Origin of the sequence: Pseudomonas sp. FG-3G (assembly GCF_901007645.1) — a bacterium.
GTDB lineage: Bacteria > Pseudomonadota > Gammaproteobacteria > Pseudomonadales > Pseudomonadaceae > Aquipseudomonas > Aquipseudomonas rhizophila.
This window is the reverse complement of the sequence record NZ_CAAKGZ010000044.1, coordinates 92,691-106,652: the sequence shown is the minus strand read 5'-3', so window position 1 is coordinate 106,652 and position 13,962 is coordinate 92,691. Positions and strand designations below refer to the sequence as shown.

General features: G+C 56.9%; 17 protein-coding genes and 1 pseudogene. 8 read left to right on the top strand and 10 right to left on the bottom strand.

The window, feature by feature from the left end; all coding sequences use genetic code 11:
* Window positions 1-53: 53 nt before the first annotated feature.
* Window positions 54-207: pseudogene (locus PSEUDOMOFG3G_RS28195) on the bottom strand (integrase); the annotation flags it as partial.
* 383 nt (window positions 208-590) lie between these two features.
* Between PSEUDOMOFG3G_RS28195 and PSEUDOMOFG3G_RS25485 the strand changes: the two are divergent.
* The 3 genes from PSEUDOMOFG3G_RS25485 to PSEUDOMOFG3G_RS25475 all read left to right on the top strand — a co-directional run bounded on the left by PSEUDOMOFG3G_RS25485 (window position 591) and on the right by PSEUDOMOFG3G_RS25475 (window position 2,994).
* Window positions 591-1,847 (top strand): nucleoside triphosphate pyrophosphohydrolase family protein, encoded by a 1,257-nt coding sequence (locus tag PSEUDOMOFG3G_RS25485; RefSeq protein ID WP_139048832.1) that lies wholly within the window; start codon window positions 591-593, stop codon window positions 1,845-1,847.
* An 89-nt stretch (window positions 1,848-1,936) separates the two neighbouring features.
* Window positions 1,937-2,386 (top strand): hypothetical protein, encoded by a 450-nt coding sequence (locus tag PSEUDOMOFG3G_RS25480; protein ID WP_139048831.1) that lies wholly within the window; start codon window positions 1,937-1,939, stop codon window positions 2,384-2,386.
* Window positions 2,383-2,994, top strand: coding sequence for a hypothetical protein (locus PSEUDOMOFG3G_RS25475; RefSeq protein WP_139048830.1), 612 nt, complete (start codon window positions 2,383-2,385; stop codon window positions 2,992-2,994). Before PSEUDOMOFG3G_RS25480 ends, PSEUDOMOFG3G_RS25475 begins: the two co-directional genes overlap by 4 nt.
* Before the next feature lie 67 nt (window positions 2,995-3,061).
* On the opposite strand, the gene PSEUDOMOFG3G_RS25470 is transcribed toward PSEUDOMOFG3G_RS25475, so the two are convergent.
* A complete protein-coding gene (locus PSEUDOMOFG3G_RS25470; RefSeq protein WP_171061298.1) occupies window positions 3,062-3,388 on the bottom strand; it encodes a helix-turn-helix domain-containing protein in 327 nt (108 codons plus the stop codon).
* A 66-nt stretch (window positions 3,389-3,454) separates the two neighbouring features.
* Between PSEUDOMOFG3G_RS25470 and PSEUDOMOFG3G_RS25465 the strand changes: the two genes are divergently transcribed.
* The 3 genes from PSEUDOMOFG3G_RS25465 to PSEUDOMOFG3G_RS25455 are packed head-to-tail and all read left to right on the top strand — an operon-like array spanning window position 3,455 to window position 5,648.
* The gene (locus PSEUDOMOFG3G_RS25465) at window positions 3,455-3,745 is read left to right on the top strand and encodes a DUF4031 domain-containing protein (RefSeq protein WP_139048828.1); all 291 of its coding nucleotides are present in this window, start codon (window positions 3,455-3,457) and stop codon (window positions 3,743-3,745) included.
* Window positions 3,746-3,765: 20 nt separating this feature from the next.
* Window positions 3,766-4,980 carry a nucleoside triphosphate pyrophosphohydrolase family protein gene (locus PSEUDOMOFG3G_RS25460; RefSeq protein ID WP_017127010.1) on the top strand — a complete coding sequence of 405 codons (1,215 nt, stop codon included), beginning with the start codon at window positions 3,766-3,768 and terminating at the stop codon, window positions 4,978-4,980.
* On the top strand, window positions 4,977-5,648 hold the full coding sequence (locus tag PSEUDOMOFG3G_RS25455) for a uracil-DNA glycosylase (RefSeq protein ID WP_139048827.1): 672 nt from the start codon (window positions 4,977-4,979) through the stop codon (window positions 5,646-5,648). The genes PSEUDOMOFG3G_RS25460 and PSEUDOMOFG3G_RS25455 overlap by 4 nt, the downstream gene beginning before the upstream one ends.
* Here PSEUDOMOFG3G_RS25455 and PSEUDOMOFG3G_RS25450 read toward each other — a convergent pair whose 3' ends face one another.
* The 5 genes from PSEUDOMOFG3G_RS25450 to PSEUDOMOFG3G_RS25430 form a co-directional block, all read right to left on the bottom strand.
* A complete protein-coding gene (locus PSEUDOMOFG3G_RS25450; protein ID WP_017127012.1) occupies window positions 5,649-6,443 on the bottom strand; it encodes a hypothetical protein in 795 nt (264 codons plus the stop codon). It abuts the gene before it with no gap.
* Complete coding sequence (locus PSEUDOMOFG3G_RS25445; RefSeq protein ID WP_139048826.1) at window positions 6,421-6,987, bottom strand: C1 family peptidase; 567 nt, start codon at window positions 6,985-6,987, stop codon at window positions 6,421-6,423. Before PSEUDOMOFG3G_RS25445 ends, PSEUDOMOFG3G_RS25450 begins: the two co-directional genes overlap by 23 nt.
* Before the next feature lie 80 nt (window positions 6,988-7,067).
* A complete protein-coding gene (locus PSEUDOMOFG3G_RS25440; RefSeq protein ID WP_139048825.1) occupies window positions 7,068-8,087 on the bottom strand; it encodes an ImmA/IrrE family metallo-endopeptidase in 1,020 nt (339 codons plus the stop codon).
* A gap of 3 nt (window positions 8,088-8,090) precedes the next feature.
* Entirely contained in the window at window positions 8,091-8,447 is a 357-nt protein-coding gene (locus PSEUDOMOFG3G_RS25435; protein ID WP_017127015.1) for a helix-turn-helix domain-containing protein, read from the bottom strand.
* Window positions 8,444-8,716 carry a hypothetical protein gene (locus PSEUDOMOFG3G_RS25430; protein WP_017127016.1) on the bottom strand — a complete coding sequence of 91 codons (273 nt, stop codon included), beginning with the start codon at window positions 8,714-8,716 and terminating at the stop codon, window positions 8,444-8,446. The genes PSEUDOMOFG3G_RS25435 and PSEUDOMOFG3G_RS25430 overlap by 4 nt, the downstream gene beginning before the upstream one ends.
* A gap of 1,047 nt (window positions 8,717-9,763) precedes the next feature.
* On the opposite strand from PSEUDOMOFG3G_RS25430, the gene PSEUDOMOFG3G_RS25425 reads away from it, so the two are divergent.
* Entirely contained in the window at window positions 9,764-10,042 is a 279-nt protein-coding gene (locus tag PSEUDOMOFG3G_RS25425; protein ID WP_139048823.1) for a DUF3077 domain-containing protein, read from the top strand.
* Window positions 10,043-10,278: 236 nt separating this feature from the next.
* On the opposite strand, the gene PSEUDOMOFG3G_RS25420 is transcribed toward PSEUDOMOFG3G_RS25425, so the two are convergent.
* The gene (locus tag PSEUDOMOFG3G_RS25420; protein ID WP_139048868.1) at window positions 10,279-10,815 is read right to left on the bottom strand and encodes a dihydrofolate reductase family protein; all 537 of its coding nucleotides are present in this window, start codon (window positions 10,813-10,815) and stop codon (window positions 10,279-10,281) included.
* 233 nt (window positions 10,816-11,048) lie between these two features.
* Here PSEUDOMOFG3G_RS25420 and PSEUDOMOFG3G_RS25415 point away from each other — a divergent pair, with 233 nt between their 5' ends.
* The gene (locus PSEUDOMOFG3G_RS25415; protein ID WP_139048822.1) at window positions 11,049-12,656 is read left to right on the top strand and encodes a methyl-accepting chemotaxis protein; all 1,608 of its coding nucleotides are present in this window, start codon (window positions 11,049-11,051) and stop codon (window positions 12,654-12,656) included.
* Window positions 12,657-12,800: 144 nt separating this feature from the next.
* On the opposite strand, the gene PSEUDOMOFG3G_RS25410 is transcribed toward PSEUDOMOFG3G_RS25415, so the two are convergent.
* Window positions 12,801-13,478: an RES family NAD+ phosphorylase gene (locus PSEUDOMOFG3G_RS25410; protein WP_047226876.1), complete on the bottom strand. Its 678-nt coding sequence runs from the start codon at window positions 13,476-13,478 to the stop codon at window positions 12,801-12,803.
* Window positions 13,478-13,888, bottom strand: a complete 411-nt coding sequence (locus PSEUDOMOFG3G_RS25405) for an MbcA/ParS/Xre antitoxin family protein (protein WP_047226875.1) — start codon at window positions 13,886-13,888, stop codon at window positions 13,478-13,480. The genes PSEUDOMOFG3G_RS25410 and PSEUDOMOFG3G_RS25405 overlap by 1 nt, the downstream gene beginning before the upstream one ends.
* Window positions 13,889-13,962: the final 74 nt, after the last annotated feature.

The window sequence follows — 13,962 nt, the reverse complement described above, 5'->3', positions numbered from 1 at the left end:
CTGCAGGGGGTGAGCAAACAGGATCTTCGCGCCCATGGATCTCAACCCCACAATGAAGCCTGTAGCTGATCACGATAACAAAGTACGTCGACGATCTGCTTAACTTGTTCGCGGTCTTGACCCTGCGGTACCGAGTGACGCCCCCTCTGTGCGCTGCATACCCAACGCCTTGCTCGGACTTGGCAATTTCGCATACTGATCGCCGCGAGTGCCGATATTAAGAGGCACGAGTAGATTGTCGAATATCTAATTGATGAGTACCTTATGCTCATAAAGGTGTCACTCCAGACAACGGATCCGTTTGGTAAGCCTTCCAGATCCAGATGCACCGTCAAGTCATAATCGAACGACTCTCTACGCTCGGAGGTCATTCTTCCTCCGACATCTAAGGATTATGAAGGCACCGTCCTATTTCACTTCAGGACTTTAGGTTAAAGGATTTGCCGTTGGCGGCATTGGCCATGCCGCGCTCCATCTGCACGTCAGGTTCAGGGCTTGTACATCGCATATTGGATCGCTCATGATGATGGCAAATCGACTTCAGACACCTGATTGTCGAATCTGGAGAAATAGATCGGCCGGAGGGCTGCATGGACGAAAAAGCTTCATCCCCATCGAGCGACCGCTTCAATCCTCTCAAGACACCTGAACAGTTCGTCATCCTGCCGCCCGATATTCGAGACGGCTGGATGAGCATCCGCACATATCAGGAAATCGCGAGCACGACTGACAGACTGCCTGATACCGGGCTGGAATTAATGATTCTGGGGCTGTTCGGTGAAGTCGGGAGTCTGCTGAGCGCATTCAAGAAGCGACAGCGTGACCGGGCAGCGTTCAAACGCTATAAAGCAATCATCCAGGAGGAGCTGGGAGATGTGCTCTGGTACTTTTCGAACCTCGCTACGCGCGCCCAGCTTGATCTTCCAACTCTAGCTCAGCGAGTTTTTCGGGATCTGGAGGATTGGGACATCGTCGAGCCTGCCGAACCCAGCCTTGGATTCGGGGACATGCAACGCTGGATAGATGAGCCAGTCTCCGAAGAAGACTTTAGCGTCCAAGTCCTCGCGCTCGCCGGCTGCGTGGGTGATTTACTCAACGATTTCAGGACCGGAACATTCACACGCAACCGCGACAAGCTCTCTGCCCACATGGTGGAGGTATTCCGGGCGCTGGTCGCTGCGGCGGACTCTGCCGATGTTGATATGGAGGCCGCCGCGCTTGAAAACCTCAAGAAGACCTTCAGTCGATGGCCAGCGGAGATGACCTACCCACCCCGCTTCGACGTCGACATGCCCAAAAATGAACGACTGCCTTCGTGGCTGGAGTTCTACATTGCCGAAGAGAGCGCCGGCGACAAGCAGTACGTCATCCAGAAGTGCAACAGGATCATCATTGGTGATCGCCTGACTGACAATAAGATGGAACGTGATGACTACCGCTTCCACGACGTGTTCCACCTCGCGTTCGCGGTCCATCTCGGCTGGTCTCCCGTCCTGAGAGCGCTTCTTCACCTGAAGCGTAAATGTGATCCTGAACTTGACGAGAACCAAGACGGTGCCCGGGCAATGCTCATCGAAGAGGGCGTGGCTACCTTCATCTTTGGCCGCGGGCTGGAGTGCGATTTATTCAGGAATGTCGATCACGTCGACTATGACCTGCTGAAGTCCATTCAGGATTTCGTCAGAGGCTATGAAGTCGCCCGGTGCGCACTGTGGCAATGGGAAAAGGCGATCCTGGATGGATTCAGCATATTCCGGCAGCTCTCTGACAAACGAAAAGGTTACGTGATGGCCGACTTCGACAATCACACGATCAGCTTTCGCGACGGCAATGACGACGATGAATAGCTATCGGCTGAGGAGTGCAGCTTAACGCGCAGGCCTCGGCGTTCCTTTAAACCAAACAATGACCCACATGCAGTTGAGGAGATCCACTCATGAGTAACGATAAAGCGTGCATCGTCTTCACGACAGGGCTAGATCAAAAGGCCCAGGAAGTGTCTCAACAGCTGAATGAAAGAGGCTTCGATGTGTGCATGGCTGAGGCCGAACAGGAAGAAGTCGAAGCCGCCCAGGCAGCACAGCCTGTCTCCGAGGAGATCCAAAGCTGTATCGACAACGCAGTGATCAGCATCTTCCTGATCCCTGAGGAAGGTTACGAGTGCCTGGAAGGGGCTGCCGGACATGCGGTGGCGTGTGGCAAAACTATCGTGGCCATCTCCGAAAACGTTGAATCACTGCCTCAGGTGTTCGACGATCATGCCAGCTCCGTACTTACGATCGACAGCCCACGACTGAGCGATGTCATCCAAGGCAATCAGGTCTGGGAGCGTGCGGACGGTAGCCCGAGCGCAGAACGCAAGATTGATCGGGTCAAGTGCCAATGAGTGATGTGCCGAATGTGTTCTCGTACAAACTTGTGAGGGACTACGGCTTTGCGCCGAACCCGTTCCACGGCATCTGCACGTTAGGGACCTGCAAACCGCAGATCAGGAGATCAGCCAAGGTCGGGGACATCATCGTAGGCTGCGGAAGCACCGCACTGAAACTGGAGGGAAGAATCATCTTCGCGATGAGGGTTTCCCATAAGCTTTCCTTCCAGGAATATTGGGAGCACGAGGCCTTTCAGATCAAGCGGCCAAACCTGCATTCAAGCAAAAGCATGGCTTATGGGGACAACATCTACCATCGCGATGGCGAGGCGTGGATTCAGGAAGACTCGCATCACAGCTTCGTGGGAGGAGAGGTGAACCACGAGAACCTTCTCCGGGATACCAGTTCGGACAACGTTCTGATAGGAGAAGAGTTCGTTTATTGGGGTTCGAGCGCAGTGAAGCTCCCTGACCACCTACGGCACTTCGCAGGGGAGGACCTCTACCCTCCTTCACGAAACTACCGAAGTACATTCACGGAAGACTTCCGGGCTGAAGTCGATACCTGGTTCAAGGCACTCGCTGATCGGGGCTGTCGAGGCCGGCCAGCTTCTTGGCGTTAGCCATGTTTCGATAGCGCATCGACATACTCAAGCGTCTCGGCCGGCAAGCTTTGCGCGGGCCCGAGACCTACTTCGCTTGCCCGGTCTTAAGCGCCAGTTCAACCCCTTCCAAAAAGTGGCGAATCAGCCCTTCGCTTTGCGGCCATGACTGAATCAAGGCCTGAACCCTGTCGACCACGCCCTCGGATCGGGAAGGCGCGCTATCGGGCGAATGTAAAATATGCAAAAAATCGCAAACTTTTAGCAAATTTTTACTCAGGAGCTTGCATTCACCCCGCTCCATCTTGGAAATCTGTGTGTAGTGAATTCCGGTGCTTTGGTGTAGGTATTGCAGGGTAAAACCCTTTTGTTTGCGCACCGCCTTTATGCGTTTACCGAGATCTGATGCGTTCATTTCGATTGAATAATTTGCTAAATATGTGCAAGATATTTGCACATATTTCTTTCCAAGGCGAGCACCATGGCTGTCTATGTTGATGCAGAAGGAATCCGTTGGCACGGTCGTGAATGGAACCATCTAGTTGCCGATTCGCTGGATGAGCTGCACGCCTTCGCAGACAAGCTCGGATTGAGGCGCAGCTGGTTTCAGTCCAAAACGCTCTACCCTCACTACGACGTCACCACGTCTGTCAGGACGCGGGCACTGGCGATGGGTGCGCACGGCGCAGACAGGGAAAAAATTGTCAGTTGCGCAAGGCAGATGCGATTCGAGATGATCCAAGCTCATCGAGATGCCGTCTCCGGCATCTAACTTATGGGAAGGGAAATTCCGTGCTGGTACCTACACCGCAGCTACCCTCGCTATCGATTCCTCAATACCGTCTGAAAGCTGGCGGCACCAACCGGTTTCAGACCGACGAAGGTGGATACCAGAAGCTGAAGTTCGGTTACTTTGGCGAAGTGGGCGGCCTGCTCTCTGCAGTCAAAAAGGTAGGCCGCGACCGCCTCGCGGCGTCCGTCAGCGAACTGGCGGCCGAGGAGCTGGGGGACGCGCTGTGGTACCTGATCAACATCGCTGCGGCCGTGGACGTTGGCCCGGATGAGATTGGTGCCAGCTGCATCGCCTATCTGCGCTCCCAGTACGGGGAAAGTGAACTGGACCCAGTCCTGCCGGTGACCTTTCGGCACATCGACAGTCTCATGGAAATGCGCAGAAGCCCAGAGAATGTCGATCGTTCCTCCCAGCTCTCCAGACTGGCGAACCGCGCAGGCGTTCTGGTCGAGGTGTCGTTTGCCTCCCTGCGAGCGATGTCTCCCCCGTCGCGCAGCCAAAATCTGGGCGTTCATCTGGCCGAACTGGCCATTGCCTGTGCCAGTTTCGATCTGAGATTTGAGGATGTGGCACGCAGTAACATCGACAAGATTCTCAGTCGGTGGCCAGACAACGAAACCGTCTATCCCCCACCATTTGATCTCAAGTGCCCTGATCATGAACAATTCCCCGCCGAATTAGCCATGGAGTTCAATGAACGGGGCTCTCCGGAGAACGGCTATGTTGTGCAGAGCCTGAGGGGGGTGTTTATCGGCGATCGTCTCACGGACAACAGCAACGAGCCCGACGACTACCGTTTCCACGACGTTTTCCATCTGGCCTACGTTGCATTCCTGGGCTGGTCGCCGGTACTGCGCGCGCTCCTCAAGCGCAAGCGCAAGTCAGATCCAAAGAAGGACGAGAACGAAGACGGTGCCCGCGCGATGATCATCGAGGAGGGCATAGCGACCTGGATCTTCAACCATGCCAAGAGCCGAAAGTTTTCTATCGACCCCGAGCCAGGCGCGCTGGATTACAGCGTGCTAAAACAGATCAAGAGCATGGTCGAAGGCTACGAGGTCGAGGAGTGCAAGCTGTGGCAGTGGGAAAAAGCGATCCTCACCGGGTTTCAGGTATTTCGCCAATTACAGAAGCACCGGTGCGGCACCGTACATGTCAACGTGCACGAGCACACCATGCACTTTGAACCTTTAGAAAAGAAAGAGCAGCCATGAACCCTACCGCCTTTGTGAATGCCCTGTCTGAGCTGAAGCTGGACAACGTGTTCAATCCCTACGCTGACAAGTGCCCCGTCCACGATCGCAGCGATGCTGTCGCCGCACGCCGGCGCAATCTTCGTGGCTACCTCAAGGCCGCGACCGATATCGGTGTCGACACCATCTGGATGGGACGAGATCTGGGGTACCGCGGTGGACGGCGAACCGGGCTTGCGCTGACCGACGAATACCACCTCCCGGAAATGATGCAGCGGTACCCTGGCTCCAACTTCAAGCAGGCAACGGTCGGGCCGGCGGTGGTTGAGCGCACGGCGTCCGAAATCTGGTCGGTGCTCAGAGCGCTCGCGCTCCCGCCGCTACTGTGGAACGTGTTCCCGTTTCATCCACACGAGCCAGGCAATCCGTTTACCAATCGCAAGTTCACCGCTCGTGAACTGCAGAAGGTCGACCTGCTCAACGAGACGTTGATCAAGTGGCTGGGCGTGCGCCGAGTCGTGGCCATTGGCGGAGATGCCTATAACTACGCGAGCCGGTTCGATGTCGAAGTCGTTGCCATCCGGCATCCTAGCTACGGAGGCATCAAGGACTTCCGCAATGGGATGAGCGCCCTGTACAACATCCCAGTCGAAACATTCAACTCGAAACGCCAAGGTTCGCTGTTCTAATCAGGGAAACGCCGCGAGCATCTGCTTAGCGGCTGTCGCGCCGCCCAGCGATTCCACATCCAGGAACGCATGGGTGGCGATGCAGGTGAGAACTCCACGCTCGAATTCGGACTCGTCGCTGACATATTTATGCAAATTGCTCAGCCCGAGCAGATTACCCAAAGCTCTCTGGCCGTACCAATGGGATCGGTACACCGCGGTCAAGTCCAGCTTGTCGCCGGTCACCTTGAAACTGAGATGGCTTAGGCAAGGCATATTCATCGGCTTATTTCGATCAGCCGCGGGGTCATACAACGGCAATTCAAAGCCGAATCCGTCGTCTTCTATGTCGTATTCGACATCCACCACTCCCAGCTCATATACCGCTTGGAAGCGGCGCCCAGTCTTGGAGGCCTGAAGCTTGCGGACGATCACCTCCAATGGGTTAAAGGTCGTCTTGCCGTCTCGACTGACCCTGCGCATCATCCTGTAGGCGTATGTCCCCCACGTCCCGCTCTTCATTCCGCGAGCCATCGCGCTCAGGTAAGACTCGTAGAACGCTGGTCGCCCTTCTCTGCGGTACATCTCGTTCGGGAATATTGTGCCCGCTACAGTCTGCACGCTGAGACTAGGCCAGCATTGTCGAATTGCAGCATCGACTGCACCGATGACATCTCTGTCCTGCGCTTCCAGGACCCCGGGCGAAGCGATCTCCAGCACCAGGTTTCGGGCAGTGTAATCTGGGCACGTCGCCAGATGACGGGCCGCGGCCAGCCAGGCGGATACCACTCGGTCATGCTGAATTAGGACTGCCATGTTCCACTCCAAATGCGCACGTCGCATGCGCAGCGATATATGCAGCCGGGATCCAAGCGTGACCTTTCTGGCCCCACTCCTCTCCCCAGCTGTTGCGGATCAAAAACCAAGTCTCGCCGTGAGCGTCATGCCCCAGGCCAACAGCAACCACCGCGTGCTGCATCGCTCCAGGAAGGATCGAATGGCTGAACGGGATGATCCCTTCGGCAGGCGAATAGAACTCATAGGTGAGCCGAAGAGCCAAGCCGACAGGCACACCCATGCGCATGCTATCGATCAGTTCACCAACGTCGGCATTGAAAAAACGGATGGGGTGACCAAACAAATCCAGCGCGTCAGGCAGGGCTTCAAGTGGTACGCCTGGCTCATCTGCCTGATAAGGGAAGTGGACTTCCAGGGCATGCCCGGCCTGCGAGGCTTCAGCCGCCGCAGCCGCTTGAACCCCATCGCCAGGTTTCCAGCCTGGAATCCTCTGGACGGTGGCGCGGTAGAAATACTCAGGCCCGAGATCACCATCAGAGAAGCGACGATTCAGCTCGGTCACGGCGAAGGCCACGCACGTTGGACGATTGCCTTGGTTTCTCGCCTTGACCGGGGATCTATCGCTCAGGCACTCGATTGTTATCACGAACCGGCGACCTCCTCAATCAGCGCGCGCTTCGATTCGCGAGAAAGCCCTTCAGCGATCGGCTCGAAATGAGTCCTAGAGTTAAACGACGCATCGCCGGCCTGCTTACCCATCCATGGCCGAACTTCGGACAGCGTTACAGGATGGGCTTGCTCGACATTCATCCGCTTCGCGGAGAGCAGATAATCCAGCGTGGAATCAGCACCGAACACTACAGTGCTAGGATCCACAGGACGCACAGTTACCAATGGAGCCAGCGTGAAGCCCTGTTCGGCCACCTGCTCCACCGAGTCCGCTTTCCACAGGTAGCCGGCGGACGCGTGGCTTTTGAGGCGCACCACCAGATGATCTTCCGGACGAGGCTCCAGGACCGAGGATTGATCGGTTTCGTCGAACAGCCAGACGTCCTTCGTGGCATCCGGGAGCTGCCCTTGCAGCAGTGACTGCTTGATCGAGGCAGGCTGTACTTTCAAGAGTTCCTGAACAGCGTCGTACGTAAGGATCTTGTGCCGAACCAGAGACCAGGCCGCAGCGGCATAGCTCACACCCAGACGGAGGGACATCTGGTAAAGCACATGAGGATTGCTCAGCGACGCTTTGTTCCAGCCCTTGCGCTTGCAAATGATGCCTAGCAAAGGCCGCGGTACCAATAGGTGATAGCCGAAGGTTTCGGCCTCCTGCTCCATCACAGCGGCCTGACCACCGTAATCGATGGTCTCATCTACCGTACTCTGGTGCCCCATGAAGTAATGTCCTAACTCATGGGCGCAGGTCATGTGGATCAAGCCGGCGGATCGGGCCGAGTTCACCAGAATTCCGGGGCAATCCTCGCGTACAAAGGCGCCGAGAAGCTTTTCCATGGGCCGCAACAGAACCGAAACCCCCTGGTCAGCCGCGATGCGAAAGGGGTCAATCCGTGTGTAGCCGTCTTGCTCGATGCGCTCCATGGCACGAGATGACGCGAAGACCTCGGCAGCCACCTTGGCTGTCGCCATCGCAATGTCGCGTACGGCCATGATTTACCCCCCGCGTTTACGCCCGGACTGCTTCAGGAATTCAGCAAAGCGCGCGACTTCTTCCAGGTCTTTATCTGATAAACCGTTCACCGCACGTGCCAGGAACGCCAGTTGCTCCGGCCCGCTGGGAGCAGGCTCAACGCCCGTCAAAAGATATTCCAGTGTTCGACGGTAAAGCTTCGCGAGCTTCCCGAGCTCGGTCGCTTCGACCTTTCTGGCACCCAGCTCGATGTTGGTGACCGATGGACGAGGTAGCCCCAAAGCCGTTGCAACTTCCTCTTGCGAGAGTCCTACATATTCGCGGGCCTGTCGCAGCCGATCACCGATGTCATTGCGATCCGAATGCGTCACGTCAATCATTTCGGTGCCCCCTTAAGATGACGGAGAACTTTGTCGGTAATGTCAGTGACGAACTGGTCTTTCGAGTTATATCCCCCATGGCGGATGATCAGCTCAACAGGCAGTTTGCGCTGGACCAGCTTGTCGATCCCGACGAAAGCATCGACAGCCGAGATAGAATCCAGAGGTGCTCCTAGCTCATCAGTCGACAAGGGATCGTCAATGATTTCCTGCGCTCGCTTGTCCCAGAAAGCACTTAGCAAGGTTTCGATTTGCGTCTTGATATCCATCGTACAACGCTCGTAAGAAAATCAAACCATATCCGTATGAAAATGATACGTCAACGAGACACTCTTTGAGATGATTCAATATCGTCCGGATGCCGATAGTAGCACTGGATCCAAAGAAAAGATCAATGTGCCATTATCACCCGCTAGCTGGTCAGACATATCACGATAAGGGTCTAGCGCAGTACGTGCAGAGTGCAGGTGAGCGCTAAGGCTACCGCTACACCCAAGAGGCTTCTCGGTACCCGACTGGTCGAATAAGGCAAAATGACGCCGCCTAATCTCACGCAAGCATTAAGGTTTGTGTCAGGAATTCGGATGCAAAGTAGTCCTTTACATCCTGCTCTGGCTATTTTTTACAGCTGTAAGGAACCTTAGGGACGCCTTGAGGTAGTTTTAGAGATAGAAGGACAGCCCATAAAAAATAATATTCTTAAAATTCAGTTACTTTTATTCTTATTCGACTCCTGGTGCCGCACCATACAAAACGAAGCCCTCGCAGAAATGCGAGGGCTTTGTTGTTTCTGCACGCCCACTTTCTGTCCAGACACTGAACTCTGTGGGAGCGAGCCTGCTCGCGATGAGGCCTTCACCGCCACCGACACTCTGCCATACAGACGCAAGCTCGCTCCGTCCGCCCCAGATGCGTTAATCCCGGACACACAATTCCTAGCCCCGCCAGCATGGCGCCACGATTGTCCCCTATCCAATCGACCGCTACCCTCCAACTGTCGCTGCCAATTCAGCGACCGGGCCTGAGAACCCGAGTAAGATGCAGGCGCTACAGCGCCCTACCACGTTTTGCGGCGCTTTTTTATGTCCGTATTTCGTGCAATGGCGGCTGTGCGTGGGAGACCTTCGGGTCTGCCGGGTTCCTGTATCTCCGGTTTCTCAGCCTGCGCACAGCTGCCACCCATTCGCCTGAGAACGAACGTGGCAGCTCTCACTTGATATGGGAGCTCTATCGATGTATGCCATGGATTTGCCGCTTTTCTGCTGTTGCGCTTGGTCAGCCGCTACTTGCCGCCAACTGACAACCGGAGGCGCACAATGACCCACCCCAGAGACCTCAAAACCCCAGGCCTAACCCCCTTCTCCTACCACTCCGATCGCCCCCTCTTCCGCGTCAACAGCGGCATTCCCATCGGCGAAGCCTTATCCCACGCCTCCGACCTGCTCCACGTTGCCAAGCTCTTGGCCGAGGACGCGGCGATGATTCGCAGCACAGATCGGTACGCCTGGGCGTCGTGTTATTTGCAGGATATGAGCAAAGCCGTCATCGATGACGTGGTGAAGGTGCTGGAGGCGCCGGGGAGTCATTCTGCTTAAGAGCCGCAGGGGCAATGCTGCTCCGAGGGGGCAGCATTGAATTTTATTTGCAGGAGCGGATTAAAGAAGGGCAGCTTCGCAGCCCAGCGGGAGCAAGCTCCCTCGCCACGGGGGCTACGGACAGAGCACGATTACCGGCTGCAATGAGTAGGCGGACACTAAATCAACCATGGTCTGTCCCCCGTTTTCCTACGAGAACGCTCTGGCGCTGCGGGCCTAATACCCACGCAAGCGCATCATGTCGCCAAGCGATAGGTAGACTGCACCAACCCCGAAGCAAACCAGCGGCTGGATACCAGTTTCAGATCTACGTCCCGCTCAAGAGCCCCGAACAATGGCCTTCCGGAGCCGATCAGCACAGGTACAGTGGTAATCACCATGTCGGTGATTAATCCATCGCGCAGGAATGACTGCACCACCTGTCCGCCATCGACATAGACCCGACGTACGCCTTGTCTCGTCAGTTCCTCCATCACGTCCTTGGGCGCGAGGCTAGAGAACCGGAGCTTGCCCTTCAGCGCTTCGGGCACTGGCGCATTCAACAGGCTTTTAGACAGCACCACCACGGGGCGCTCGTAGAACCAGGTGTCGAAGGTCCGGACCTTCTCATAGGTTCCGCGCCCCATCACGATCACGTCCTTGTCAGCGATGAAGTCTGAGTAGCCATGGTCCTCGGTTTGATCATCGCGCTGTAAAAGCCAGTCGATGTCACCGTCGGGCCTGGCGATGAAGCCATCCAGGCTGGTGGCGATGAAAACATGTGCAGTGGCCATCAGGATCTCCTTATTCATACGGGGTATTTCGATGCCCGGCGTCGAGAAACACCTGCTAGCATTGATCATCCATTGTGCAATCGCTCCCATCGCTTGTCTTCGGGCCCGCAGGTCGTTGGCGTTATCGGCAAGCGGGCGTGAGCGCCCGAAGCAATCAAAGCGAACCTCCGAGCGCTCCGCCGGCCCTCAACTACACTTGCCCTGAAATCCCGCCCCCTCTGGAGTAGTAGGCGATGAAGATCAGGACCAAGATCATAGGCTCGGGGTTGATCAGCCTTTTCTTTGCCCTCGTGCTCGGCGGTATCGGGTTGTGGGGCTATATCAGCATGACCAGCGCCCTGGCGCGTAGCGAGACCAGTATTTCGGCCATGCGCAAGCACATGGAGGCGGACATGATGCACGACGCCATTCGTGGCGATGTGTTGGCCGCTTTGCTGGTGGCGCCGGGGGATGCCGCGGGAGCCAAGGAGGTGAGGGAGGCGTTCGATGAGCATGCGCAACGGATGCGCAAGGTCATCGCCGAGAATGCCGAGGCCCAGTTGCCGCAAGCGATCGCTCAGGCTATTACCGAGCTGAAGCCGCAAGTGGAAACCTATATTGCATCGGCTCAGCAGGTGATCGCTAAGGCGTTGGAGGGTGCCCAGGATGGCCGGGCGCTGCGGACGGAGTTCGACGGGGCGTTTTCGGCGCTGGAGGAGCGTAACGAGGCGGTGAGTGAGTTGATCGAGAGCCAGGCCCATGCCACCCGCGAGCATCAGGACCACAGCATTCAAACGTCGGAGCGCTGGTTGGTTTTCACATTGCTGGCCACCTGCGTGGCGTTGGCGCTGTTGTCCTGGAGCCTGCTCAAGGCGGTGCTTACGCCGCTGAACAAGATCATCCTCAATACCCAGGCTATTTCCCAAGGGGATTTGCAGCGCTCGATGGGGGCTCAAAGCAAGGATGAGCTGGGTCAGTTGCAAGGTGTGATCGAGCAGATGCAGGTCAATCTGCGGCAAATGATCGCCACGATCCGCAGCCAGAGTGACGAGTTGCATGGCACGTCGCGCGTATTGGGCGATACGGCGCGGCAGATTGTGTCCAGCGCCGATCAGCAGGCTCAGAGCGCCACCAGCATGGCGGCAAGCATGGAGCAGATGATGGCGAACATCAGCCAGATCCATCAGCACGCCGACAGCGCCCGGACGATTTCAGCGCAGTCCGAACAACTGGCCAGCAGCGGCGGGCAAGTGATTCTTGGGGTGGTAGAGGGCATGAGCCGGATCGCCGAGGTGGTCAATCAGTCGTCCAGCAAGATCACCGCGCTGGATGCGTCGTCCGAAGACATTCATTCCATCATTCAGGTGATCAAGAGCATCGCCGAGCAAACCAACCTGCTGGCCCTCAACGCCGCCATCGAAGCCGCCCGCGCCGGTGAGGCGGGGCGCGGCTTTGCGGTGGTGGCCGATGAGGTGCGTAACCTGGCAGCGCGCACCACCCAGTCCACTCAGGAAATCACCGCAATGATCGAGCGCATCCAGACCAGCGCCCGGGATGCGGTGGCGAACATGCAGGCTTGCGTCAGCCGCGTGGACGAAGGCGTCTCACTGGCCCAGCAGGCCGGGGTGTCCATCAGCGAAATCCGCACCGGCGCCCGGCACGCGGCAGAAGTGGTGGAGGAAATTTCCCAGACCATTGCCGAACAATCGAAGGCCAGCGATGAAATGGCTCAGAGGGTGGAGTCGATTGCCGCGCAGTCCCGCGAGAACACCCGCTCGATTCACAACCTGACGCAAACAGCGGATCAATTGAACGATGCGGCGGGGTCGATGCAGTCTTCGGTGCAGCAGTTCAAGATTTGATCAATCGGCCGGACCCACTTTTGTGGCGAGGCCGCTTGCTCTCGCTCGGCTGTGTAGCAGCCCGTGCTTTCAATACTCGCGAATTATTGAAAATTTTGGCTGGGCAATAATTATTGCCCAGCCAAAACACCCTAAAGACCTGACTCACACCTCGCTCACCTCAAACACAAACGAAATCTCCCGCTTCTGGGCGCTCCAGACGTACCGGATATGCTTGCCCTGCACCGGAATCGAAACCGCCGGTGGACGAAACGCCGCCACGCATTCGTGGCCGGGCAGGCGGACGCTGTTGTACAGCAAGCCCCAGGACAAGGTTTCACGCAGTTGCCGGGCGAACACCTGGGACGGACCGTAGGCGGTGGGGTCCGGGTCGTGCAGGTGCGGGTAGTCCTGGCGGATGTCGTGCAGCGGCTTGATGACCTTGTTGACGTAAGTGCGCATGGTCAATTCCAGATCCGGCTCGTTGGTCGCTCCGAGGAATCGCGCCTGGTGGTAGCAGGTCTCGGCAATGGCCGCTTCCTGGCTGCTGGCGGCGTAGTAGACGCCGAAGGTACCGTCACTGAAGCGGCTGCTTTTGCCGATATGGGTAAACGCGGCCATCACCGGCGAGGAGCCGGGCCCGGAAATGCGGTCCTCGGGGCGTACCCGGGACAGCACCCCGGCTTCTTCCATGAGCCGATCGTTGGTCAGTGCTTCCAGGGCATACGCGGTGGGCAGGTCCTCGGGATCGAGCACGTCTTCGAACAGCGCAATCGGCGGGAAGCTGCTGTTGACGATCCGGTAGGCACGCTTCCATTGCGGGTCCGCCAGTGGTGGCGTCATCAACCGCGCACTCCGTCGAGGTAACGCCGCACATCGGCAATGTCCACCACCCGCCCGGCAAGCATGTAGGCCAGTGCCGACTGGCCGTTGAAGGGCGCAGCGGTATTGGGGCTGTTGACCCACTGGTAAGCGCGGTCCCGGCTGTTGCTGAAGATGATGCTCAGCGCCTTGTGAATGCCCATGAGGTAGGAAATGCGCTCCAGTGTGTCGTGAGGCAGCCTGACGTTTTCCGGTAATTGCTTGTACTTATAGAAAGTCGTGTTGCCTACCTTGCCCAGCAATGTGCGCTGCTGCTCGACACTGCAGCCCCACAACGCCATGAGATTGAAGAAAAACTTCAACGCGACCCGACCCGCGTCCGGGGAGTCCAATTGTTGCTGCGCGTTGAGGGTGATGGAGGAGGTTGCCATAAAATTTGGGCTCCATTGCTAGGGGGTGACACCTAGAGAGTAGTACAAATACGGATAAATTATTATTTTTTATT